The 14944-nt window shown below is 66.7% G+C and carries 16 protein-coding genes; 8 read left to right on the top strand and 8 right to left on the bottom strand.

Features of this window, described 5'->3' with window-relative positions; translation table 11 throughout:
* Nucleotides 1-337: 337 nt before the first annotated feature.
* From AC0KUR_RS25690 to AC0KUR_RS25675, 4 genes are all read left to right on the top strand, one after another.
* Nucleotides 338-835, top strand: a complete 498-nt coding sequence (locus AC0KUR_RS25690) for an LEA/WHy family protein (RefSeq protein WP_034187510.1) — start codon at nt 338-340, stop codon at nt 833-835.
* 153 nt (nt 836-988) lie between these two features.
* Complete coding sequence (locus AC0KUR_RS25685; protein ID WP_034187509.1) at nt 989-1321, top strand: YegP family protein; 333 nt, start codon at nt 989-991, stop codon at nt 1319-1321.
* 136 nt (nt 1322-1457) lie between these two features.
* On the top strand, nt 1458-2591 hold the full coding sequence (locus tag AC0KUR_RS25680; RefSeq protein WP_034187508.1) for a methyltransferase: 1134 nt from the start codon (nt 1458-1460) through the stop codon (nt 2589-2591).
* Nucleotides 2592-2680: 89 nt separating this feature from the next.
* On the top strand, nt 2681-3571 hold the full coding sequence (locus AC0KUR_RS25675) for a class I SAM-dependent methyltransferase (protein WP_124609921.1): 891 nt from the start codon (nt 2681-2683) through the stop codon (nt 3569-3571).
* A 20-nt stretch (nt 3572-3591) separates the two neighbouring features.
* Here the strand turns inward: AC0KUR_RS25675 and AC0KUR_RS25670 are convergent, their stop codons facing one another.
* Nucleotides 3592-4164 carry a DUF1415 domain-containing protein gene (locus AC0KUR_RS25670; RefSeq protein ID WP_034187507.1) on the bottom strand — a complete coding sequence of 191 codons (573 nt, stop codon included), beginning with the start codon at nt 4162-4164 and terminating at the stop codon, nt 3592-3594.
* 76 nt (nt 4165-4240) lie between these two features.
* Nucleotides 4241-4861 (bottom strand): TetR/AcrR family transcriptional regulator, encoded by a 621-nt coding sequence (locus tag AC0KUR_RS25665; RefSeq protein ID WP_175027139.1) that lies wholly within the window; start codon nt 4859-4861, stop codon nt 4241-4243.
* Between the two features lie 218 nt (nt 4862-5079).
* On the opposite strand from AC0KUR_RS25665, the gene AC0KUR_RS25660 reads away from it, so the two are divergent.
* The 3 genes from AC0KUR_RS25660 (at nt 5080) to AC0KUR_RS25650 (ending at nt 8564) form a co-directional block, all read left to right on the top strand.
* Nucleotides 5080-6363, top strand: a complete 1284-nt coding sequence (locus AC0KUR_RS25660; RefSeq protein ID WP_034187533.1) for an MFS transporter — start codon at nt 5080-5082, stop codon at nt 6361-6363.
* 157 nt (nt 6364-6520) lie between these two features.
* A complete protein-coding gene (locus AC0KUR_RS25655) occupies nt 6521-7126 on the top strand; it encodes a nitroreductase family protein (protein ID WP_034187505.1) in 606 nt (201 codons plus the stop codon).
* Nucleotides 7127-7313: 187 nt separating this feature from the next.
* A complete protein-coding gene (locus AC0KUR_RS25650; protein ID WP_034187504.1) occupies nt 7314-8564 on the top strand; it encodes an Hsp70 family protein in 1251 nt (416 codons plus the stop codon).
* 102 nt (nt 8565-8666) lie between these two features.
* Here AC0KUR_RS25650 and AC0KUR_RS25645 read toward each other — a convergent pair whose 3' ends face one another.
* A complete protein-coding gene (locus tag AC0KUR_RS25645) occupies nt 8667-8870 on the bottom strand; it encodes a cold-shock protein (RefSeq protein WP_006477070.1) in 204 nt (67 codons plus the stop codon).
* Nucleotides 8871-9289: 419 nt separating this feature from the next.
* Between AC0KUR_RS25645 and AC0KUR_RS25640 the strand changes: the two genes are divergently transcribed.
* On the top strand, nt 9290-10888 hold the full coding sequence (locus tag AC0KUR_RS25640) for an APC family permease (RefSeq protein ID WP_034187503.1): 1599 nt from the start codon (nt 9290-9292) through the stop codon (nt 10886-10888).
* Nucleotides 10889-10994: 106 nt separating this feature from the next.
* Here AC0KUR_RS25640 and AC0KUR_RS25635 read toward each other — a convergent pair whose 3' ends face one another.
* The 5 genes from AC0KUR_RS25635 to prfA all read right to left on the bottom strand — a co-directional run bounded on the left by AC0KUR_RS25635 (nt 10995) and on the right by prfA (nt 14919).
* Nucleotides 10995-11786, bottom strand: coding sequence for a DODA-type extradiol aromatic ring-opening family dioxygenase (locus AC0KUR_RS25635; protein ID WP_069705996.1), 792 nt, complete (start codon nt 11784-11786; stop codon nt 10995-10997).
* A gap of 200 nt (nt 11787-11986) precedes the next feature.
* Nucleotides 11987-12583, bottom strand: coding sequence for a UbiX family flavin prenyltransferase (locus tag AC0KUR_RS25630; RefSeq protein ID WP_034187501.1), 597 nt, complete (start codon nt 12581-12583; stop codon nt 11987-11989).
* A 24-nt stretch (nt 12584-12607) separates the two neighbouring features.
* Entirely contained in the window at nt 12608-12919 is a 312-nt protein-coding gene (gene grxD / locus AC0KUR_RS25625; protein WP_006477066.1) for a Grx4 family monothiol glutaredoxin, read from the bottom strand.
* 67 nt (nt 12920-12986) lie between these two features.
* Nucleotides 12987-13829 carry a peptide chain release factor N(5)-glutamine methyltransferase gene (gene prmC / locus AC0KUR_RS25620; protein ID WP_069705995.1) on the bottom strand — a complete coding sequence of 281 codons (843 nt, stop codon included), beginning with the start codon at nt 13827-13829 and terminating at the stop codon, nt 12987-12989.
* Nucleotides 13830-13836: 7 nt separating this feature from the next.
* Complete coding sequence (prfA, locus tag AC0KUR_RS25615; protein ID WP_473376572.1) at nt 13837-14919, bottom strand: peptide chain release factor 1; 1083 nt, start codon at nt 14917-14919, stop codon at nt 13837-13839.
* Nucleotides 14920-14944: the final 25 nt, after the last annotated feature.

The raw sequence follows: 14944 nt of genomic DNA, 5'->3' as shown, positions 1-14944 counted from the left end.
GGCCAGGCCGCAGGACGGAAGGAAGGCGGGTTGCCATTCCGTAAATGCGCCGTCATGCGGCTTCAAGGTTTGTCGGCTTGCTCCAAGGATGCGTAAATATACTTGATGGTTTTGGGTAAAGGAAACGAAAAATTTAGAAAGAGCATCTATTGAATTCTCCGCGCTTCATTGAATGCTGGAAGTCATTAATTCGCTTTCCGTTTAGCTGATGATTTCGTAGTTTTAATCTATTAACGATCTTGGGCTGCCGCGAAAACTACGAAATCCGGCGTGGAGCGGCACGCTCGGTACAATGCATCGACGACCCGCTCACCGATCGCCGCGAGGAGGCCCTTCCATGCCACGTACCCTGTTCCGTTTCGCGCCGCTGCGCGCCGTGCCGATGCTGTTCGCCGCCGTGCTGCTGCTGCTCGGCGGTTGCGCGGGGCTGACGCGCGACCCCGTGCGCGTGTCGGTCGCGGGGCTCGACCCGCTCGTCGGGCAGGGGCTCGAGATGCGCTTCAACCTGAAGCTGCGCGTGCAGAACCCGAACGATGCGCCGATCGAGTACGACGGCATCTCGGTGTCGCTCGACCTGAACGGCACGCCGTTCGCGAGCGGCGTCAGCGATCGCGCGGGCACCGTGCCGCGTTTCGGCGAAGCGGTACTCGACGTGCCGGTGTCCGTGTCCGCCTTCGCCGCCGCGCGGCAGGCGTGGAACCTGCCCGGCGCGGCCGCGAACGGCGAACTGCCGTATGCGCTGCGCGGCCGACTCGCCGGCGGCGTGATCGGCACCGTGCGCTTCAACGACGCGGGCACGCTGCGCATGCCGGTCATGCCGGGGTGGGGCGGGTAGGCCATGCGGTTTCCGGTAACGTCGCTCAAATGTCAACGAAAATTGACGATTTGACGGTCTTCAATGCTTATCGTCGCGTGAGGTCGATTTTTGCGGGCGTTGCCCCTACACTTGCCGATGTCCGAGGGCCGGACATTCTTCCAGGAGCAAACCATGGCGGCAAAATTCGAGATCAAGAAAGCCACGAACGGTCAGTACTACTTCCACCTGAAGTCGGCGAACGGCGAGATCATTCTCGCGAGCGAGCGGTACGAAGAGAAGGGCAGCGCGAAAAACGGGATCGCATCCGTGCGGGAAAATGCGCCGCTGGACGAGCGCTATGAGCGCAAGCTCGCCCACAACGGCGAGCCGATGTTCAACCTGAAGGCGGCCAACCATCAGGTCATCGGCACGAGCGAAACTTACAAGAGCGTGCAGGGCCGCGAGAACGGCATCGCGGCCGTCAAGCGCGATGCGCCCGGCGCGGAAGCCATCGATCTCGCCTGACGGTCGATCGCGCCGCGACGCATGCTTTCGGGCGGGTGTCGCGGCGCCTGTTTTGCCGGTCCGGGCAAAGCGCGGTATGGTGTGGTCCGCGCGGTGAATTCCCGCCGCCATCGATGCCAACCGTAACCGAGTTCGCGTGACCGATTTCCCCGTTTTCCACTGGACCGACGCCGACGGCGCCGATCATGCCGTGCGCTGGCGCTCCGAAGCCGGCGTGCCGCCGCCCAAGCGTGCGGTGCCCGCCGACGATCGTCTTGCCGCCGACGCGGCTTACCGCCTTGCTTGCGAGGGCACCGCGCTCGTCTGGCAGGGTGATTTCCAGAATGCGCGCCAGCTCGTGCAGGCGATGGCGCGCCGTGTCGAGCGCAAGCCGAAGAAGGCGAAAGCCGCGGCCGGCGTCGACGCATTCAACCTGCATCGTCTCGCGCAGTCGCAGCGTGCGCGCACGCTCGGGATGCTGCTGATCCCGCTCGACGCCGACTACACGATCCCGCTGCGCCGTGCGCCCGACGTGCGTGCCGCCTGCGAGGAGGCGTATGGCCCCGGCGGCGCGCCGTCGGTCGTGTCGCTGCGCGAACTGCTCGGTCTCGTCGGCGCGCATGAGTGGCGCAAGAAGGGCGTACCGATTCCGGCGCTCGGCGGCGCGCCGATCCACCCGCACTATGGCGTGTTCTCGCCGGTGCGCGGCGAATACGTCGACCTCGTCGCGCGCGCGCCGCTGCCGGCGACATCGCTCGCGTTCGACATCGGCACCGGCACCGGCGTGCTGGCGGCCGTGCTTGCGTCGCGCGGCGTCGAGCGCGTCGTCGCGACCGACCAGGATCCGCGTGCGCTGGCGTGCGCACGCGAGAACGTCGCGCGGCTCGGCCATGCGAGCCAGGTCGACGTCGTCGAAGCCGACCTGTTTCCGCCCGGCCGCGCGCCGCTCGTCGTCTGCAACCCGCCGTGGGTGCCGGCCCGGCCGAGCGCGCCGATCGAATACGCGGTCTACGACCCCGACAGCCGCATGTTGCGCGGCTTCCTCGCGGGGCTCGCCGCGCATCTCGAGCCGGGCGGCGAGGGCTGGCTGATCCTGTCCGATTTCGCCGAGCATCTCGGCCTGCGGCCGCGCGAAACGCTGCTGCAATGGATCGACGAAGCCGGCCTCGTCGTGCTCGGCCGCGACGACATCCGCCCCGCCCACCCGAAGTCGACGGACGCCGACGATCCGCTGCACGCGGCACGCCGCGCCGAAGTCACGTCGCTGTGGCGGCTCGGCGCACGAGCCTGACCGCGCATTTTCGGTAAACTGTCGCCATTCCTCACGAATTCCCGCCGCCGGGCCGTGGTCGACCGACCGTGGCCCGGCGCCGCATCACGATGTCGAACAAGACCCACGAAATCCGTCCGGAGCAGTCCGTCGAGCTGCTGAAGGAACTGCACATCCTCACCCGCGACGGGAAGCTGAACCAGGACAGCCGCCGCAAGCTGAAGCAGGTCTACCACCTGTTCCAGTTCATCGAGCCGCTGCTCGCCGGCGTGCAGGCCGACCAAGGCAACGTGACGCTCGTCGATCACGGTGCCGGCAAGTCGTATCTCGGCTTCATCCTGTACGACCTGTTCTTCAAGCAGCAGCCGGGGCACGGCACGCCGGCGTTCGCGTCGCACGTGTACGGGATCGAGACGCGCGAGGAGCTCGTCACGCGCTCGACCGAGCTGGCCGCGCGGCTCGGGTTCGGCGGCATGTCGTTCCTGAACCTGTCGGTCGCCGACTCGATCACGTCGCCGCGGCTGCCCGAAACCGTCGACGTCGTCACCGCGCTGCATGCATGCGACACGGCGACCGACGACGCGATCCGCTTCGCGCTCGCGAAGCGCGCGCAGCACATCGTGCTGGTGCCGTGCTGCCAGGCGGAAGTCGCGGGCGTGCTGCGCAAGAACAAGGGCAAGTCGCTCGCGAACGCGCTGACCGAGGTGTGGCGGCATCCGCTGCATACGCGCGAATTCGGCAGCCAGATCACCAACGTGCTGCGCTGCCTGCAGCTCGAGGCGCACGGCTACCAGGTCAGCGTGACCGAACTGGTCGGCTGGGAGCATTCGATGAAGAACGAGCTGATCATCGCGCAGTACAAGAACCTGCCGCGCCGGCGGCCCGGCGAGCGGTTGAACGAGATCCTCGGGATGTTCGGCCTTGCCGAACTGAACGAGCGCTTCTTCGTGGCGCAAGCCGCGGGAGCAGGCGGCGAGGCCGCCGAGCCGGCCGAAGGCTGACGCACGGCCCGCGCGGCGCGTCAGACGTCGTCGCCCGGCCTGCGCATCCATTCGCGCCAGCCGTCATGGCCGAGGCGGCGCAGCGTTTCCTGATTCTTTTCGTAGATCGCGGACGCGTCGGGAAACGCGTCGACCGCGCGTGCGATGCTGTCCTCGCGCAGCAGATGCAGGATCGGGTACGGCGCGCGGTTCGTGTAGTTCTCGATGTCGTCGGGCGCGGTGCCTTCGAATCGGTATTGCGGGTGGAAGCTCGCGATCTGCAGCACGCCGTCGAGCCGCAACTGCTGCACCAGCCGTTCGGCAAAGAACAGTGCGTCGTTGTAATCGACGAAATCGGCAAACGCATGCGGGAAGATCAGCAGCGTCGTATCGACCTGCCGCGGGTCCGCCGCATCGAGCGCGCGCAGCTCGGTCTCGAGTTCGGCGAGCGCATCTTCCAGCGTCGTCGCGTCGCTGATCGCGTAGCGCACCTGTTCCTTCACGTAGACGCTTTTCGCGAACGGGCACAGATTGAGCCCGATCACCGCGCGCGCGAGCCAGTGCCGGGTGGCGGCGAGGATGTCGTCGTGCGATTCGGGGCGGGTGTCGGTCATCGTGAAACCAGTCGGGCGGAAGAACGGCGAGGGCCGCATTGTAGCGGGCGCGCCGCGCGCCGGCGCATGCGCCGCGTCAAGCGCAGGCGGCTTCGATCAACTGCGTGACGAGCGCGGGCGCGGCGCCGATCGGCGTTTCGCCGTGCCGGTACGTCTGGCTCGCCGCATAGATGCCTTCGACCACCAGCGCAAGCGCGTCGGCCAGCGCCTTCGGCTGCCGCGCGCCGGCGCCTTCGCATAGCGAGACGAGCCGTTTCATCAACTGTTCCTTGTTTTGCGCGACGCGCTCGCGCGCCGGGTGCGACGCATCCGGGAATTCGGCGGCCACGTTGACGAACGGGCAGCCGCGATAGTCCTTCTGCGTCGCGCGCTCGGCAAGATCGACGAAATACTGGATCAACTGCGCCTTCGGCTGCCCCGGGTGCTTCGCGGCGCTCGTGTCGAGCCGCTCGAAGAAGCATGCGTCCATCCGTTCGAGATACGCGAGGATCAGCTCGTCCTTCGACGAGAACTGGCGGTACAGGCTCATCTTGTTGACGCCCGCGCGCTCCACGACCGCCTCGACGCCCACCGTTCGCACGCCTTCCCTGTAAAACAGCTCCTCGGCGGCACGCAGCAGGTGCTCCTGTGCGGTGGCGCCGTCGATCGGCCGGCGCGTACGCCGCGCCGGCGGTTTGTCGATCTCGATGCCCGACATGATGACCCTCGACTACGTGATGAATTGCTTGACATGTTACCGACTGGTAACTACGATCGCAACACACTTGTGACCGGTCGGTAACAATCGCGCCGGATCGACAGACGAATGCCAAGCGTCGGCCCGGGTCAGCCGACGTTGCAATGCGCGGCGGAGGTGGCCTGATCGGGGCGGAGCAGGTGCGATGGCGCCGGAGCCGCCAACTGGAGAACGCGAAGATGAACTGGGCAGTGACACGAATCAGCGGGCGCTTCCACTACGGATGGCTCGCGGCGGCGGTGGTATTCCTGATCCTGCTGGCGGCAGCCGGCACGCGTGCGACGCCGAGCGTGCTGATGGTGCCGCTCGAGCGCGAGCTCGGCTGGAGCCGGGCGGCGATTTCGCTGGCGATCTCGGTGAACATCGCGCTGTACGGCCTGACGGGCCCGTTCGCGGCCGCCGCGATGCAGCGCTTCGGGCTGCGCCCGACGATCCTCACCGCGCTGGTGACGATGAGCGCGGGCGTCGCGCTGTCGTCGATGATGACGCAGAGCTGGCAGATGGTGGTGATCTGGGGGCTGATGGTCGGCTGCTCGACGGGCGTCGTCGCGCTGACGCTGTCCGCGACCTTCGTCACGCGCTGGTTCCATGCACGGCGCGGCCTCGTGATGGGGATCCTGACCGCGAGCACGGCCACCGGCCAGCTCGTGTTCCTGCCGATGCTCGCGGCGATCGCGCAGCGCCACGGCTGGCGGCCGGTCGTGCTGGTCGTCGCGGTGGCGGCCGCGATAGTGATTCCGCTGGTGGCGTTCCTGTTGCCCGAGCGGCCGGCCGACGTGAAGCTGCGCCCGTACGGCGAGCCGGCCGACGCGCCGCCCGCGCCCGACGCGACGAAGGAGAACCCGCTCGCGGTCGCGTTCCGCACGCTGCTGATGGCGAGCCGTTCGCGCGACTTCTGGCTGCTGTTCTTCAGCTTCTTCATCTGCGGCGCGAGCACCAACGGCTACGTCGGCACGCACCTGATCGCGATGTGCAGCGACTACGGGATGACCGAAGTGCAGGGCGCATCGCTGCTTGCGGCGATGGGGGTGTTCGACCTGTTCGGCACGACGCTGTCGGGCTGGCTGTCCGACCGTTACGACAACCGCGTGCTGCTGTTCTGGTACTACGGGCTGCGCGGGCTGTCGCTGATCTATCTGCCGCATGCGTTCGGGATCGATTTCTTCGGGCTGCCGCTGTTCGCGATGTTCTACGGGCTCGACTGGATCGCGACCGTGCCGCCGACCGTGCGGCTCGCGACCGATGTGTTCGGCAAGGCCGCGGCGCCGGTCGTGTTCGGCTGGATCGTCGCCGGCCACCAGCTCGGCGCGGCGTTCGCGGCGCTCGGGGCCGGGCTGCTGCGCGCGAGCCTCGGTACCTACACGGTCGCTTCGATGATCTCGGGCGGGCTGTGCATCGCCGGCGCGCTGATCGTGCTGCGGATCAACCGCGGCCCGTCGCGCGCGGCCGCGCAGGCAGCCTGATCGCGGTGAACGCGGCCGGCCGCGCAGCCTGCGGCCGGCCAATGCACGCACGGAGATTTGCATAGCGCGGCGGGAGCGGGCGCACCGCCGCTCAAGCGGGTATGCTTGCGGTTCGCCGGGCGTTCGCGCCCCTTCATCGATGTCAGCGAGGAACCGCATGTCCGTCAAACCTGCTCCCACCACTGTTTCGATTCACGATCTGATCGCAGGCCGCTGGAGCCCGCGTGCCTATTCGGACGAGCCCGTCAGCGCCGGCGATCTGCACGCCGTGCTCGAAGCGGCGCGCTGGGCGCCGTCCGCGTACAACGCCCAGCCGTGGCGTTTCATCGTATTCGATCGCGCGCATGACGAAGACGCATTCAAGCGCGCGTTCGCGACGCTGGTGCCGTTCAACCAGGGCTGGAATGCGCCGGCGCCCGTGCTGATCGCGGTGACCGCGCACACGTTGACGCCGAAGGGCGAGCCGGCACCGACCGCGTCGTACGACGCGGGCGCCGCCGCGATGTCGCTGGTGCTGCAGGCGCATGCGCTCGGCCTCGCGGCCCACCAGATGAGCGGTTTCGATACGAAGGCGTTTCGCGACGCGTTCGCGATTCCGGCCGACGTCGCGATCCTGTCGATCATCTCGCTCGGCCACTACGGCAACGTCGACAAGCTCGATCCGGTGCTGCGCGATCGCGAAAAGGCGCCGCGTACGCGCCATGCGATCGGCGAAGTCGTCTATGCGGGCGCGTGGAAGAAGGGCTTCGACGCGGCAGCCTGACCCCGCAGGCGGCGGGCTGCGTCCTGCATCCCGCCCGTGTGTGTCCCTGGCGCGCCGCGGCGCGCGCCGTCGCCTGCCGCGCCCGCCGCGCGGCACCGGTGGCCCTCCCCGGTTGTGATCCAGCGGGCTTCATGTTAAAAAGCCCGTCCTTTCCGTTTTCGCGCCGGCCCTGCTGCGGCAATTTCCCATGACTTACTGCGCGATCGATTTCGGCACGTCCAATTCCGCCGTGGCGCTGCCCGACGGCGACGGCATGCGCCTCGCGCCCGTCGAAGGCGACCACCTGACGCTGCCCACGGCGATCTTCTTCAACAACGACGAGGAAACGGTCGAATACGGCCGTGCGGCGCTGGCTTCCTATATCGACGGTTTCGACGGCCGGCTGATGCGCTCGATGAAGAGCATCCTCGGCTCGCCGCTCGCGGAGACGACGACCGATCTAGGCGACGGCAGCGCGATCGCGTACACCGAAATCATCGCGCGCTTCCTGACCCACCTGAAACGCAAGGCCGAAGCGCGCGCGGGCGCGCCGATCGGCCGCGCGGTGCTCGGCCGGCCCGTGTTCTTCGTCGACGACGATCCGCGCGCCGACCGTCTCGCGCAGGATCAGCTCGCGGCGGCCGCGCAATCGGTCGGTTTCGCGGACGTTCACTTCCAGTACGAACCGATTGCCGCCGCGTTCGACTACGAATCGCGCCAGCAGGCCGAGCGCCTCGTGCTCGTCGCGGACATCGGCGGCGGCACGTCCGACTTCTCGCTGGTGCGCGTCGGGCCCGAGCGGATGGCGCGGCTCGAGCGCAAGGACGACGTGCTGGCGCACCACGGCGTGCACGTCGCGGGTACCGACTACGACCGGCGTGTCGAACTGGCGGCGATCCTGCCCGCATTCGGCTACCGTTCGCTCGACCCGGAAGGGCGCGAACTGCCGAACAAGATCTACTTCGATCTCGCGACCTGGCACCTGATCAACACGGTCTACACGCCGAAGCGGCTCGGCGAGCTGAAGCTGATGAAGCACCTGTACCAGGACGTGCGGCAGTACGACCGGCTCACGAGCGTGGTCGAGCAGCGGCTCGGGCATGCGCTGATGGCGCGCGCGGAAGAGGCAAAGATCGGCGTCGCGGCGGGCGGGGAGACGATGATCGACCTGAACGACGTGGAAGAAGACCTGCTGATCGCGTTCGACGCCGATCGCCTCGTCGATGCGAGCCGTGACGACACCACACGCATCGTCGACGCCGCGCGCGAGACGGTGCGGCTTGCGGGCATCGCGCCGCGCGAGGTCGGCGCGCTGTACTTCACCGGCGGTTCGACCGGGCTCGCGTTCCTGTCGGGTGCGCTCGCGGGCGCGTTTCCGGAGGCGCAACCGGTATTCGGCGACCGCCTCGCGAGCGTCGCGACGGGCCTCGGCATTCACGCGCAGCGATTGTTCGGTTGAATGGCGGCAGGCGGAAGGGCGTAGCTGCCATCCCGCATCGGCGCCCAAAAACAAAAAGCCCCGCCGAAGCGGGGCTTTTTTACACGAATTATCGCGCCAAGCTTAGACCGGACGGATGTTCGCAGCTTGCAGACCCTTCGGGCCCGTCTTCACTTCGAATTCAACCTTCTGGTTTTCTTGCAGCGTCTTGAAGCCTTCGACGCGGATTTCCGAGAAGTGCGCGAACAGATCGTCGCCGCCGCCTTCCGGGGTGATGAAGCCGAAGCCCTTTGCGTCATTGAACCACTTGACGGTACCGGTTGCCATGTTACTTGTTCCTAAAAAGATAAAACGGGGCCGAAGCCCATGGGGTGCGGAAAATCAAGGAAGGGGTAATAGGACCACCGGAGTACCGTTGATGGGCGAACTACGAAAGAACCAATTCACTCGCCACCTGAAATCCTGCGAAGTCCTTTATACGGCTAATCGCGCTCATGGTCAACCGTATTCCCATGCTCTCAGGGTTATTGCGTATATCAGGTTTACAAAGCTTGCAGGCGATGCGAATTTTTTGTAGGGGCCGAACGATTTTGGCGGCACGTTCGAGGTGCAACCGTTAAACTACGCGCCGCGCGGACGGGTTGCCCCGATCGGATGACTCGTCCCCCCAAGAATGCGTGCGCGGTGCTGTCCGAGCCGATCCCGGACCGCGGGCCGACCATGCTTTTTGAGACACAGGAGAGGATGTGAAGAGTTCTATTCAACGGAACATCGGCCCGTTTGCATTGATGCTGACGGGGCTGGGTTCGATTATCGGCTCGGGCTGGCTGTTCGGTGCCTGGAAAGCCGCGAAGATCGCCGGTCCGGCGGCGATCTGCGCATGGATCATCGGTGCGGTCGTGATTCTTGCGATTGCACTGACGTACGCCGAACTGGGCGCGATGTTCCCCGAGTCGGGCGGCATGGTGCGCTACGCGCGCTACTCGCACGGTTCGCTGGTCGGTTTCATCAGCGCATGGGCCAACTGGATCGCGATCGTTTCCGTGATCCCGATCGAGGCCGAAGCGTCGATCCAGTACATGAGTACGTGGCCGTATCCATGGGCGCATGCGCTGTTCGTGAACGGCGAGTTGACGACACCCGGCCTGCTGCTGTCGGCCGTGCTGGTCGTCATCTACTTTATGCTGAACTACTGGGGCGTGAAGGCTTTTGCCCGGGCGAACACCGCGATCACGATCTTCAAGTTCCTGATCCCGGGCGCCACGATCCTCGGCCTGATGCTGACGAGCTTCCATTCGGAGAACCTCGGCACCGCGTCGAATGCGAGCTTCGCACCGTATGGCTGGTCGGCCGTGCTGACCGCGGTCGCGACGAGCGGCATCGTGTTCGCGTTCAACGGTTTCCAGAGCCCGGTGAACCTGGCGGGCGAAGCGCGCAATCCTTCGCGCAGCGTGCCGTTCGCGGTGATCACGTCGATCCTGATCGCGCTCGTGATCTACGTGCTGCTGCAGATGGCGTACATCGGTTCGGTGAATCCGGCTGACGTCGCGCAGGGCTGGGCGCACTTCAATTTCTCGTCGCCGTTCGCGGAACTCGCGATCGCGCTGAACCTGAACTGGCTCGCGATCCTGCTGTACATTGACGCGTTCGTCAGCCCGAGCGGCACCGGCACGACCTACATGGCGACGACCACGCGGATGATCTACGCGATGGAGCGCAACAACACGATGCCGAAGATGTTCGGCAACGTGCACCCGATCTACGGTGTGCCGCGCCAGGCGATGTGGTTCAACCTGCTCGTGTCGTTCGTGTTCCTGTTCTTCTTCCGCGGCTGGAGCTCGCTCGCGGCGGTGATCTCGGTTGCAACGGTGATCTCGTACCTGACCGGCCCGATCAGCCTGATGGCGCTGCGCCGCGCGGCGACCGACATCGAGCGCCCGCTGTCGATCCCGCTGATGAAGCTGATCGCACCGTTCGCGTTCGTGTGTGCGTCGCTGATCCTGTATTGGGCGAAGTGGCCGCTCACGGGCGAAATCATCCTGCTGATGATCGTCGCACTGCCGGTGTACTTCTACTTCCAGGCGAAATCGGGCTGGACCGGCTGGGGCGCCGACCTGAAGGCTGCCTGGTGGCTGGTCGCGTACCTGCCGACGATGGCCGTGCTGTCGCTGATCGGCAGCAAGGAATTCGGCGGTCACGGCTACCTGCCGTACGGCTGGGACATGCTGATCGTCGCGGCGATCTCGCTGGTGTTCTACTTCTGGGGTGTGAATACCGGTTACCGGACCCAGTATCTCGACGAGCGCGAGTCGCACGACGAGATCCTCGAAGGGGTCGGTGCCTGACGCATGACCTGTCGCCGGATTCGGCGGCGGCGGGAAGCAGCGGAAAAAGCCCGCCCGAGCGATGCTCGGGCGGGCTTTTTGTTTGCGTCGGCGATGGCGTCGCGGCTCAGGCGTTGGCGCTCGCGAACACGTAGTTCGTCATCGCGAGCACGCGCTGGTAGGTGCCGAGCGACTGGATGCCGAGCTGGTAATCGTCGTCCGCCGCGCCGAGCGCCGTGAAGACCGGCAGCAGATGCTCGTCGGTCGGATGCATCAGCACCGCGTGCGGCGCCTGCCGGCGGTAGTCGAGCAGCGCATCGACATCGCGCGCGGCGAGCTTCGCCTCGAACCAGTCGGTGAATTCCGCGACGCGCGGGTCCGCATCCTCGGGCGCGGCACCGAAATCGGCCGCACGCAGGTTATGCGTGATCTGGCCCGAGCCGATCACCATCACGCCTTCGTCACGCAGCGGCCGCAGCGCACGGCCGAGCGCGAAGTGGTGCGCCGCATCCGCGCGCGGCTGGATCGACAGCTGCGCGACCGGCACGTCCGCCTCCGGGAACATCAGCAGCATCGGCACCCACGCGCCGTGGTCGAGGCCGTGCTCGGTCGTCGCGGTCGCGATGCCGGCCGCATTCAGCAGCGTGGCCGCGCGTTCGGCGACGTCGGGCGCGCCCGGCGCCGGATAGCGGATGTCGTACAGCGCCTGCGGGAAACCGTAGAAATCGTGAATCGTTTCCGGATGCGCGGCGACGCTCGCGACCGGCCGTTGCGTGCCCCAGTGCGCGGACAGCATCAGTACCGCGCGCGGGCGCGGCAATTCGGCGCCGAGATGCGTGAATGCGCCGGACGGCAGCGTCGGATCGATCGGCAGCGTCGGGGCGCCGTGGGACAGGTACAGCGAAGGCAAGCGGTTCATGGTGGTGGCCTGCAAAAAGGGTTTGCCTGTGACTATAGGCGCGCACCGCGTATTGATAAATCCGCATGGCGGAATTTGATTGACGCTTGGTTGTTGATAATCGGCGCAACTTAATGCGTGACGGTGTGCGAAATCGTCAGTGCGCGTGCAATCGAGTGAATTGCCGTGAAAATCGGCGAAGATGAGCGAAGAAGGGGGGCTTACTGCGCGTGCCGGATGCCGGCCCAGGGTGTCGTCTGCGGCGCGCTGAGCGCGAACAGGTCAAGGACGCGCGTGACGGTCTGGTCGACGAGTTCCTCGATCGTCTTCGGCATCGCGTAGAACGCGGGCAGCGGCGGAAAGACGATGCCGCCCATCTCGGTGACGGCGGTCATGTTGCGCAGATGCGCGAGGTTGAACGGCGTTTCGCGCACCATCAGCACGAGACGGCGGCGTTCCTTCAGCGTGACGTCGGCCGCGCGCGTGATCAGGTTGTCGGACAGCCCGTGCGCGACGCTCGCGAGCGTCTTCATCGAACAGGGCGCGATCACCATCCCGTCGGTCGCGAACGAACCCGACGCGATCGTCGCACCGACGTCGCGCACCGAGTGCACGACGTCCGCTCGGCGTTCGACCTCGGCCTTCGGCAGCTTCAGTTCATGCTGGATGTTGAGCCAGCCGGCGTTCGAAATCAGCAGGTGCGTTTCGACGCCGCCCGCGGCGCGCAGCAGATCGAGCAGCCGGACGCCGTAGATCGCGCCGGTGGCGCCGGTGATCGCGACGATCAGCCGGCGTGGCGGCGCGCTGGGAGAGGCCATCGAAAGGGCAGCGGCTGCCGCGTGTCAGGCGGCGGCGAACAGTTGCTGCAGTTCGCCCGACTGGTACATCTCCATCATGATGTCCGAGCCGCCGATGAACTCGCCCTTCACGTAGAGCTGCGGAATGGTCGGCCAGTTCGAGAATGCCTTGATGCCCTGGCGGATTTCGTCGTCTTCCAGCACGTTGACCGTCTTGAACTGGTCGACGCCGCAGGCTTTCAGCACCTGCACGGCGCGGCCCGAGAAGCCGCACATCGGGAATTGCGCGTTGCCCTTCATGAAGAGCACGACCTGGTTTTCGTCGACGATTTGCTTGATGCGTTGTTGGGTGTCCATGACTGACCTTGCGTTTGCGGGGCGTTAGAACGAAATGATAGCGGATTTCAACCGGGCGAGCCGGGCGTCAGCCCGGCCGCCGGCCGCCTGTCGTGCGTTCGATCGCGGCGAGATCGGCGAGCGATTCGACCGCGACGAAGCCGTGCGAGGCGAGAATGTCGCGGACGGCTTCGGCCTGATCGTAGCCGTGCTCGATCCAGAGCGTGCCGCCCGGTTTCAAATGGGCGCCGGCGCCCGCGACGATCGTGCGGATCGCGCTGAGGCCGTCGGCGTCGTCGGTGAGTGCGCCGCGCGGCTCGAAACGCAGGTCGCCCTGCGCGAGATGCGGATCGTGCCGCGCGATGTACGGCGGGTTGCTGACGATCGTGTCGAACACGAGCGCCGGATCGAGCGCCGCGTACCAGTCGCTCTGCAGCCACTGCAGCGGGCCGCCGGGGCGGCCTGCGTCGAGCAGCTTGCCTGCGTTGCGCTGCGCGACGACCAGCGCGGCCGGCGAGCGGTCGAGCGCCCACACGCGTGCATCGGGACGCTCGGCGGCGATCGACACGGCAATCGCGCCGCTGCCGGTGCCGAGATCGAGCACGGCCGGATGCGGCAGCCCGTCGATTGCATCGAGCGCGGCTTCGACGAGCAGTTCGGTCTCGGGGCGCGGGATCAGCACGTCGGGCGTCACGTCGAACGGGCGGCCGAAGAACTCGCGGATCCCGACCAGTTGCGCGACGGGTTCGCCGGCGACGCGGCGCGCTTCGAGCGCGCGGTAGCGTTCGACCGCGGCCGCATCGAGCGGCGCATCGCCGCGCGTGATCAGCTGTGTGCGGGTCCAGCCGAGCGCGTGCGCGAGCAGCACGCGTGCGTCGACCGCGTCGAGCGGTGACGCGCGCAGCAATTCGGCGGCGGTGGTGTCGGGCATCGCGGCCTCAGTCGGCTTCGCCGAGCGACGCGAGCAGCTCGGCCTGGTGCTCGCTGACGAGCACGCCGATCAGTTCGTCGAGATCGCCGTCCATGATCGCCTCGAGCCGGTACAGCGTCAGGTTGATCCGGTGGTCGGTCATCCGGCCTTGCGGGAAGTTGTACGTGCGGATCCGTTCGGAACGGTCGCCGGAGCCGATCAGGCTCTTGCGCGTCGCGGCTTCCTTCGCGTGCTGCTCGTGATACTGCTTGTCCTTGATGCGCGCGGCGAGCACCTTCAGCGCGCGGTCCTTGTTCTTGTGCTGCGAGCGGTCGTCCTGGCATTCGACGACGATCCCGGTCGGGATGTGCGTGACGCGCACCGCCGAATCGGTCTTGTTGATGTGCTGGCCGCCCGCGCCGGATGCGCGGAACGTGTCGATCCGCAGGTCGGCCGGGTTGATCTCGACTTCGCCGATTTCGTCGGCTTCCGGCATCACCGCGACCGTGCACGCGGACGTATGGATGCGCCCCTGTGTCTCGGTCGCCGGCACGCGCTGCACGCGATGGCCGCCCGATTCGAACTTCAGGCGCGAAAACGCGCCCTGGCCCGCGATCCGCACGATCACTTCCTTGTAGCCGCCGAGATCCGACGCGCTCTCCGACATCATTTCGACCTGCCAGCGCTGGCGTTCCGCGAAGCGCAGGTACATGCGCAGCAGGTCGCCCGCGAACAGCGCCGATTCGTCGCCGCCCGTGCCCGCGCGGATTTCGAGGAAGATGTTGCGATCGTCGTTCGGATCCTTCGGCAGCAGCATCTTCTGCAGCTCGGTCTCGAGGCGCGCCATATCGTCGCGCGCGCTGCGGATTTCGTCTTCGGCGAAGTCCCGCATCGACGGGTCGGCGAGCAGTTCCTGCGCGGCCTTCTCGTCGCTGCGCGACTGGCGCCACAGCGCGTATTGCTCGACGACCGGGCCGAGTTCCGCATGTTCACGCGTCAGCTTGCGGTACTGGTCGAGGTCGGCCGTGACGTTTTCGCGGCTCAGCAGGTCGTTCAGTTCGGCCAGCCGTGTGGACAGCTGGTCGAGCTTGCGTTGCATGCTCGTTTTCATGGTGTGGAGCGGCGCTCCCGGGCAA

This window comes from Burkholderia sp. YHN3-13, assembly GCF_055810675.1.
Note: the sequence above shows the minus strand (reverse complement) of the source record. Positions and strands in the feature narration are given on the sequence as shown.

Coding starts and splice junctions, on each gene's coding strand:
- AC0KUR_RS25655 (WP_034187505.1), top strand. CDS start 6,521: ATGTCCGTCAAACCTGCTCCCACCACTGTTTCGATTCACGATCTGATC.
- AC0KUR_RS25630 (WP_034187501.1), bottom strand. CDS start 12,583: ATGGCCTCTCCCAGCGCGCCGCCACGCCGGCTGATCGTCGCGATCACC.
- AC0KUR_RS25650 (WP_034187504.1), top strand. CDS start 7,314: ATGACTTACTGCGCGATCGATTTCGGCACGTCCAATTCCGCCGTGGCG.
- prfA (WP_473376572.1), bottom strand. CDS start 14,919: ATGAAAACGAGCATGCAACGCAAGCTCGACCAGCTGTCCACACGGCTG.
- AC0KUR_RS25690 (WP_034187510.1), top strand. CDS start 338: ATGCCACGTACCCTGTTCCGTTTCGCGCCGCTGCGCGCCGTGCCGATG.
- AC0KUR_RS25635 (WP_069705996.1), bottom strand. CDS start 11,786: ATGAACCGCTTGCCTTCGCTGTACCTGTCCCACGGCGCCCCGACGCTG.
- AC0KUR_RS25665 (WP_175027139.1), bottom strand. CDS start 4,861: ATGTCGGGCATCGAGATCGACAAACCGCCGGCGCGGCGTACGCGCCGG.
- AC0KUR_RS25645 (WP_006477070.1), bottom strand. CDS start 8,870: ATGGCAACCGGTACCGTCAAGTGGTTCAATGACGCAAAGGGCTTCGGC.
- AC0KUR_RS25685 (WP_034187509.1), top strand. CDS start 989: ATGGCGGCAAAATTCGAGATCAAGAAAGCCACGAACGGTCAGTACTAC.
- AC0KUR_RS25670 (WP_034187507.1), bottom strand. CDS start 4,164: ATGACCGACACCCGCCCCGAATCGCACGACGACATCCTCGCCGCCACC.
- AC0KUR_RS25675 (WP_124609921.1), top strand. CDS start 2,681: ATGTCGAACAAGACCCACGAAATCCGTCCGGAGCAGTCCGTCGAGCTG.
- prmC (WP_069705995.1), bottom strand. CDS start 13,829: ATGCCCGACACCACCGCCGCCGAATTGCTGCGCGCGTCACCGCTCGAC.
- grxD (WP_006477066.1), bottom strand. CDS start 12,919: ATGGACACCCAACAACGCATCAAGCAAATCGTCGACGAAAACCAGGTC.
- AC0KUR_RS25660 (WP_034187533.1), top strand. CDS start 5,080: ATGAACTGGGCAGTGACACGAATCAGCGGGCGCTTCCACTACGGATGG.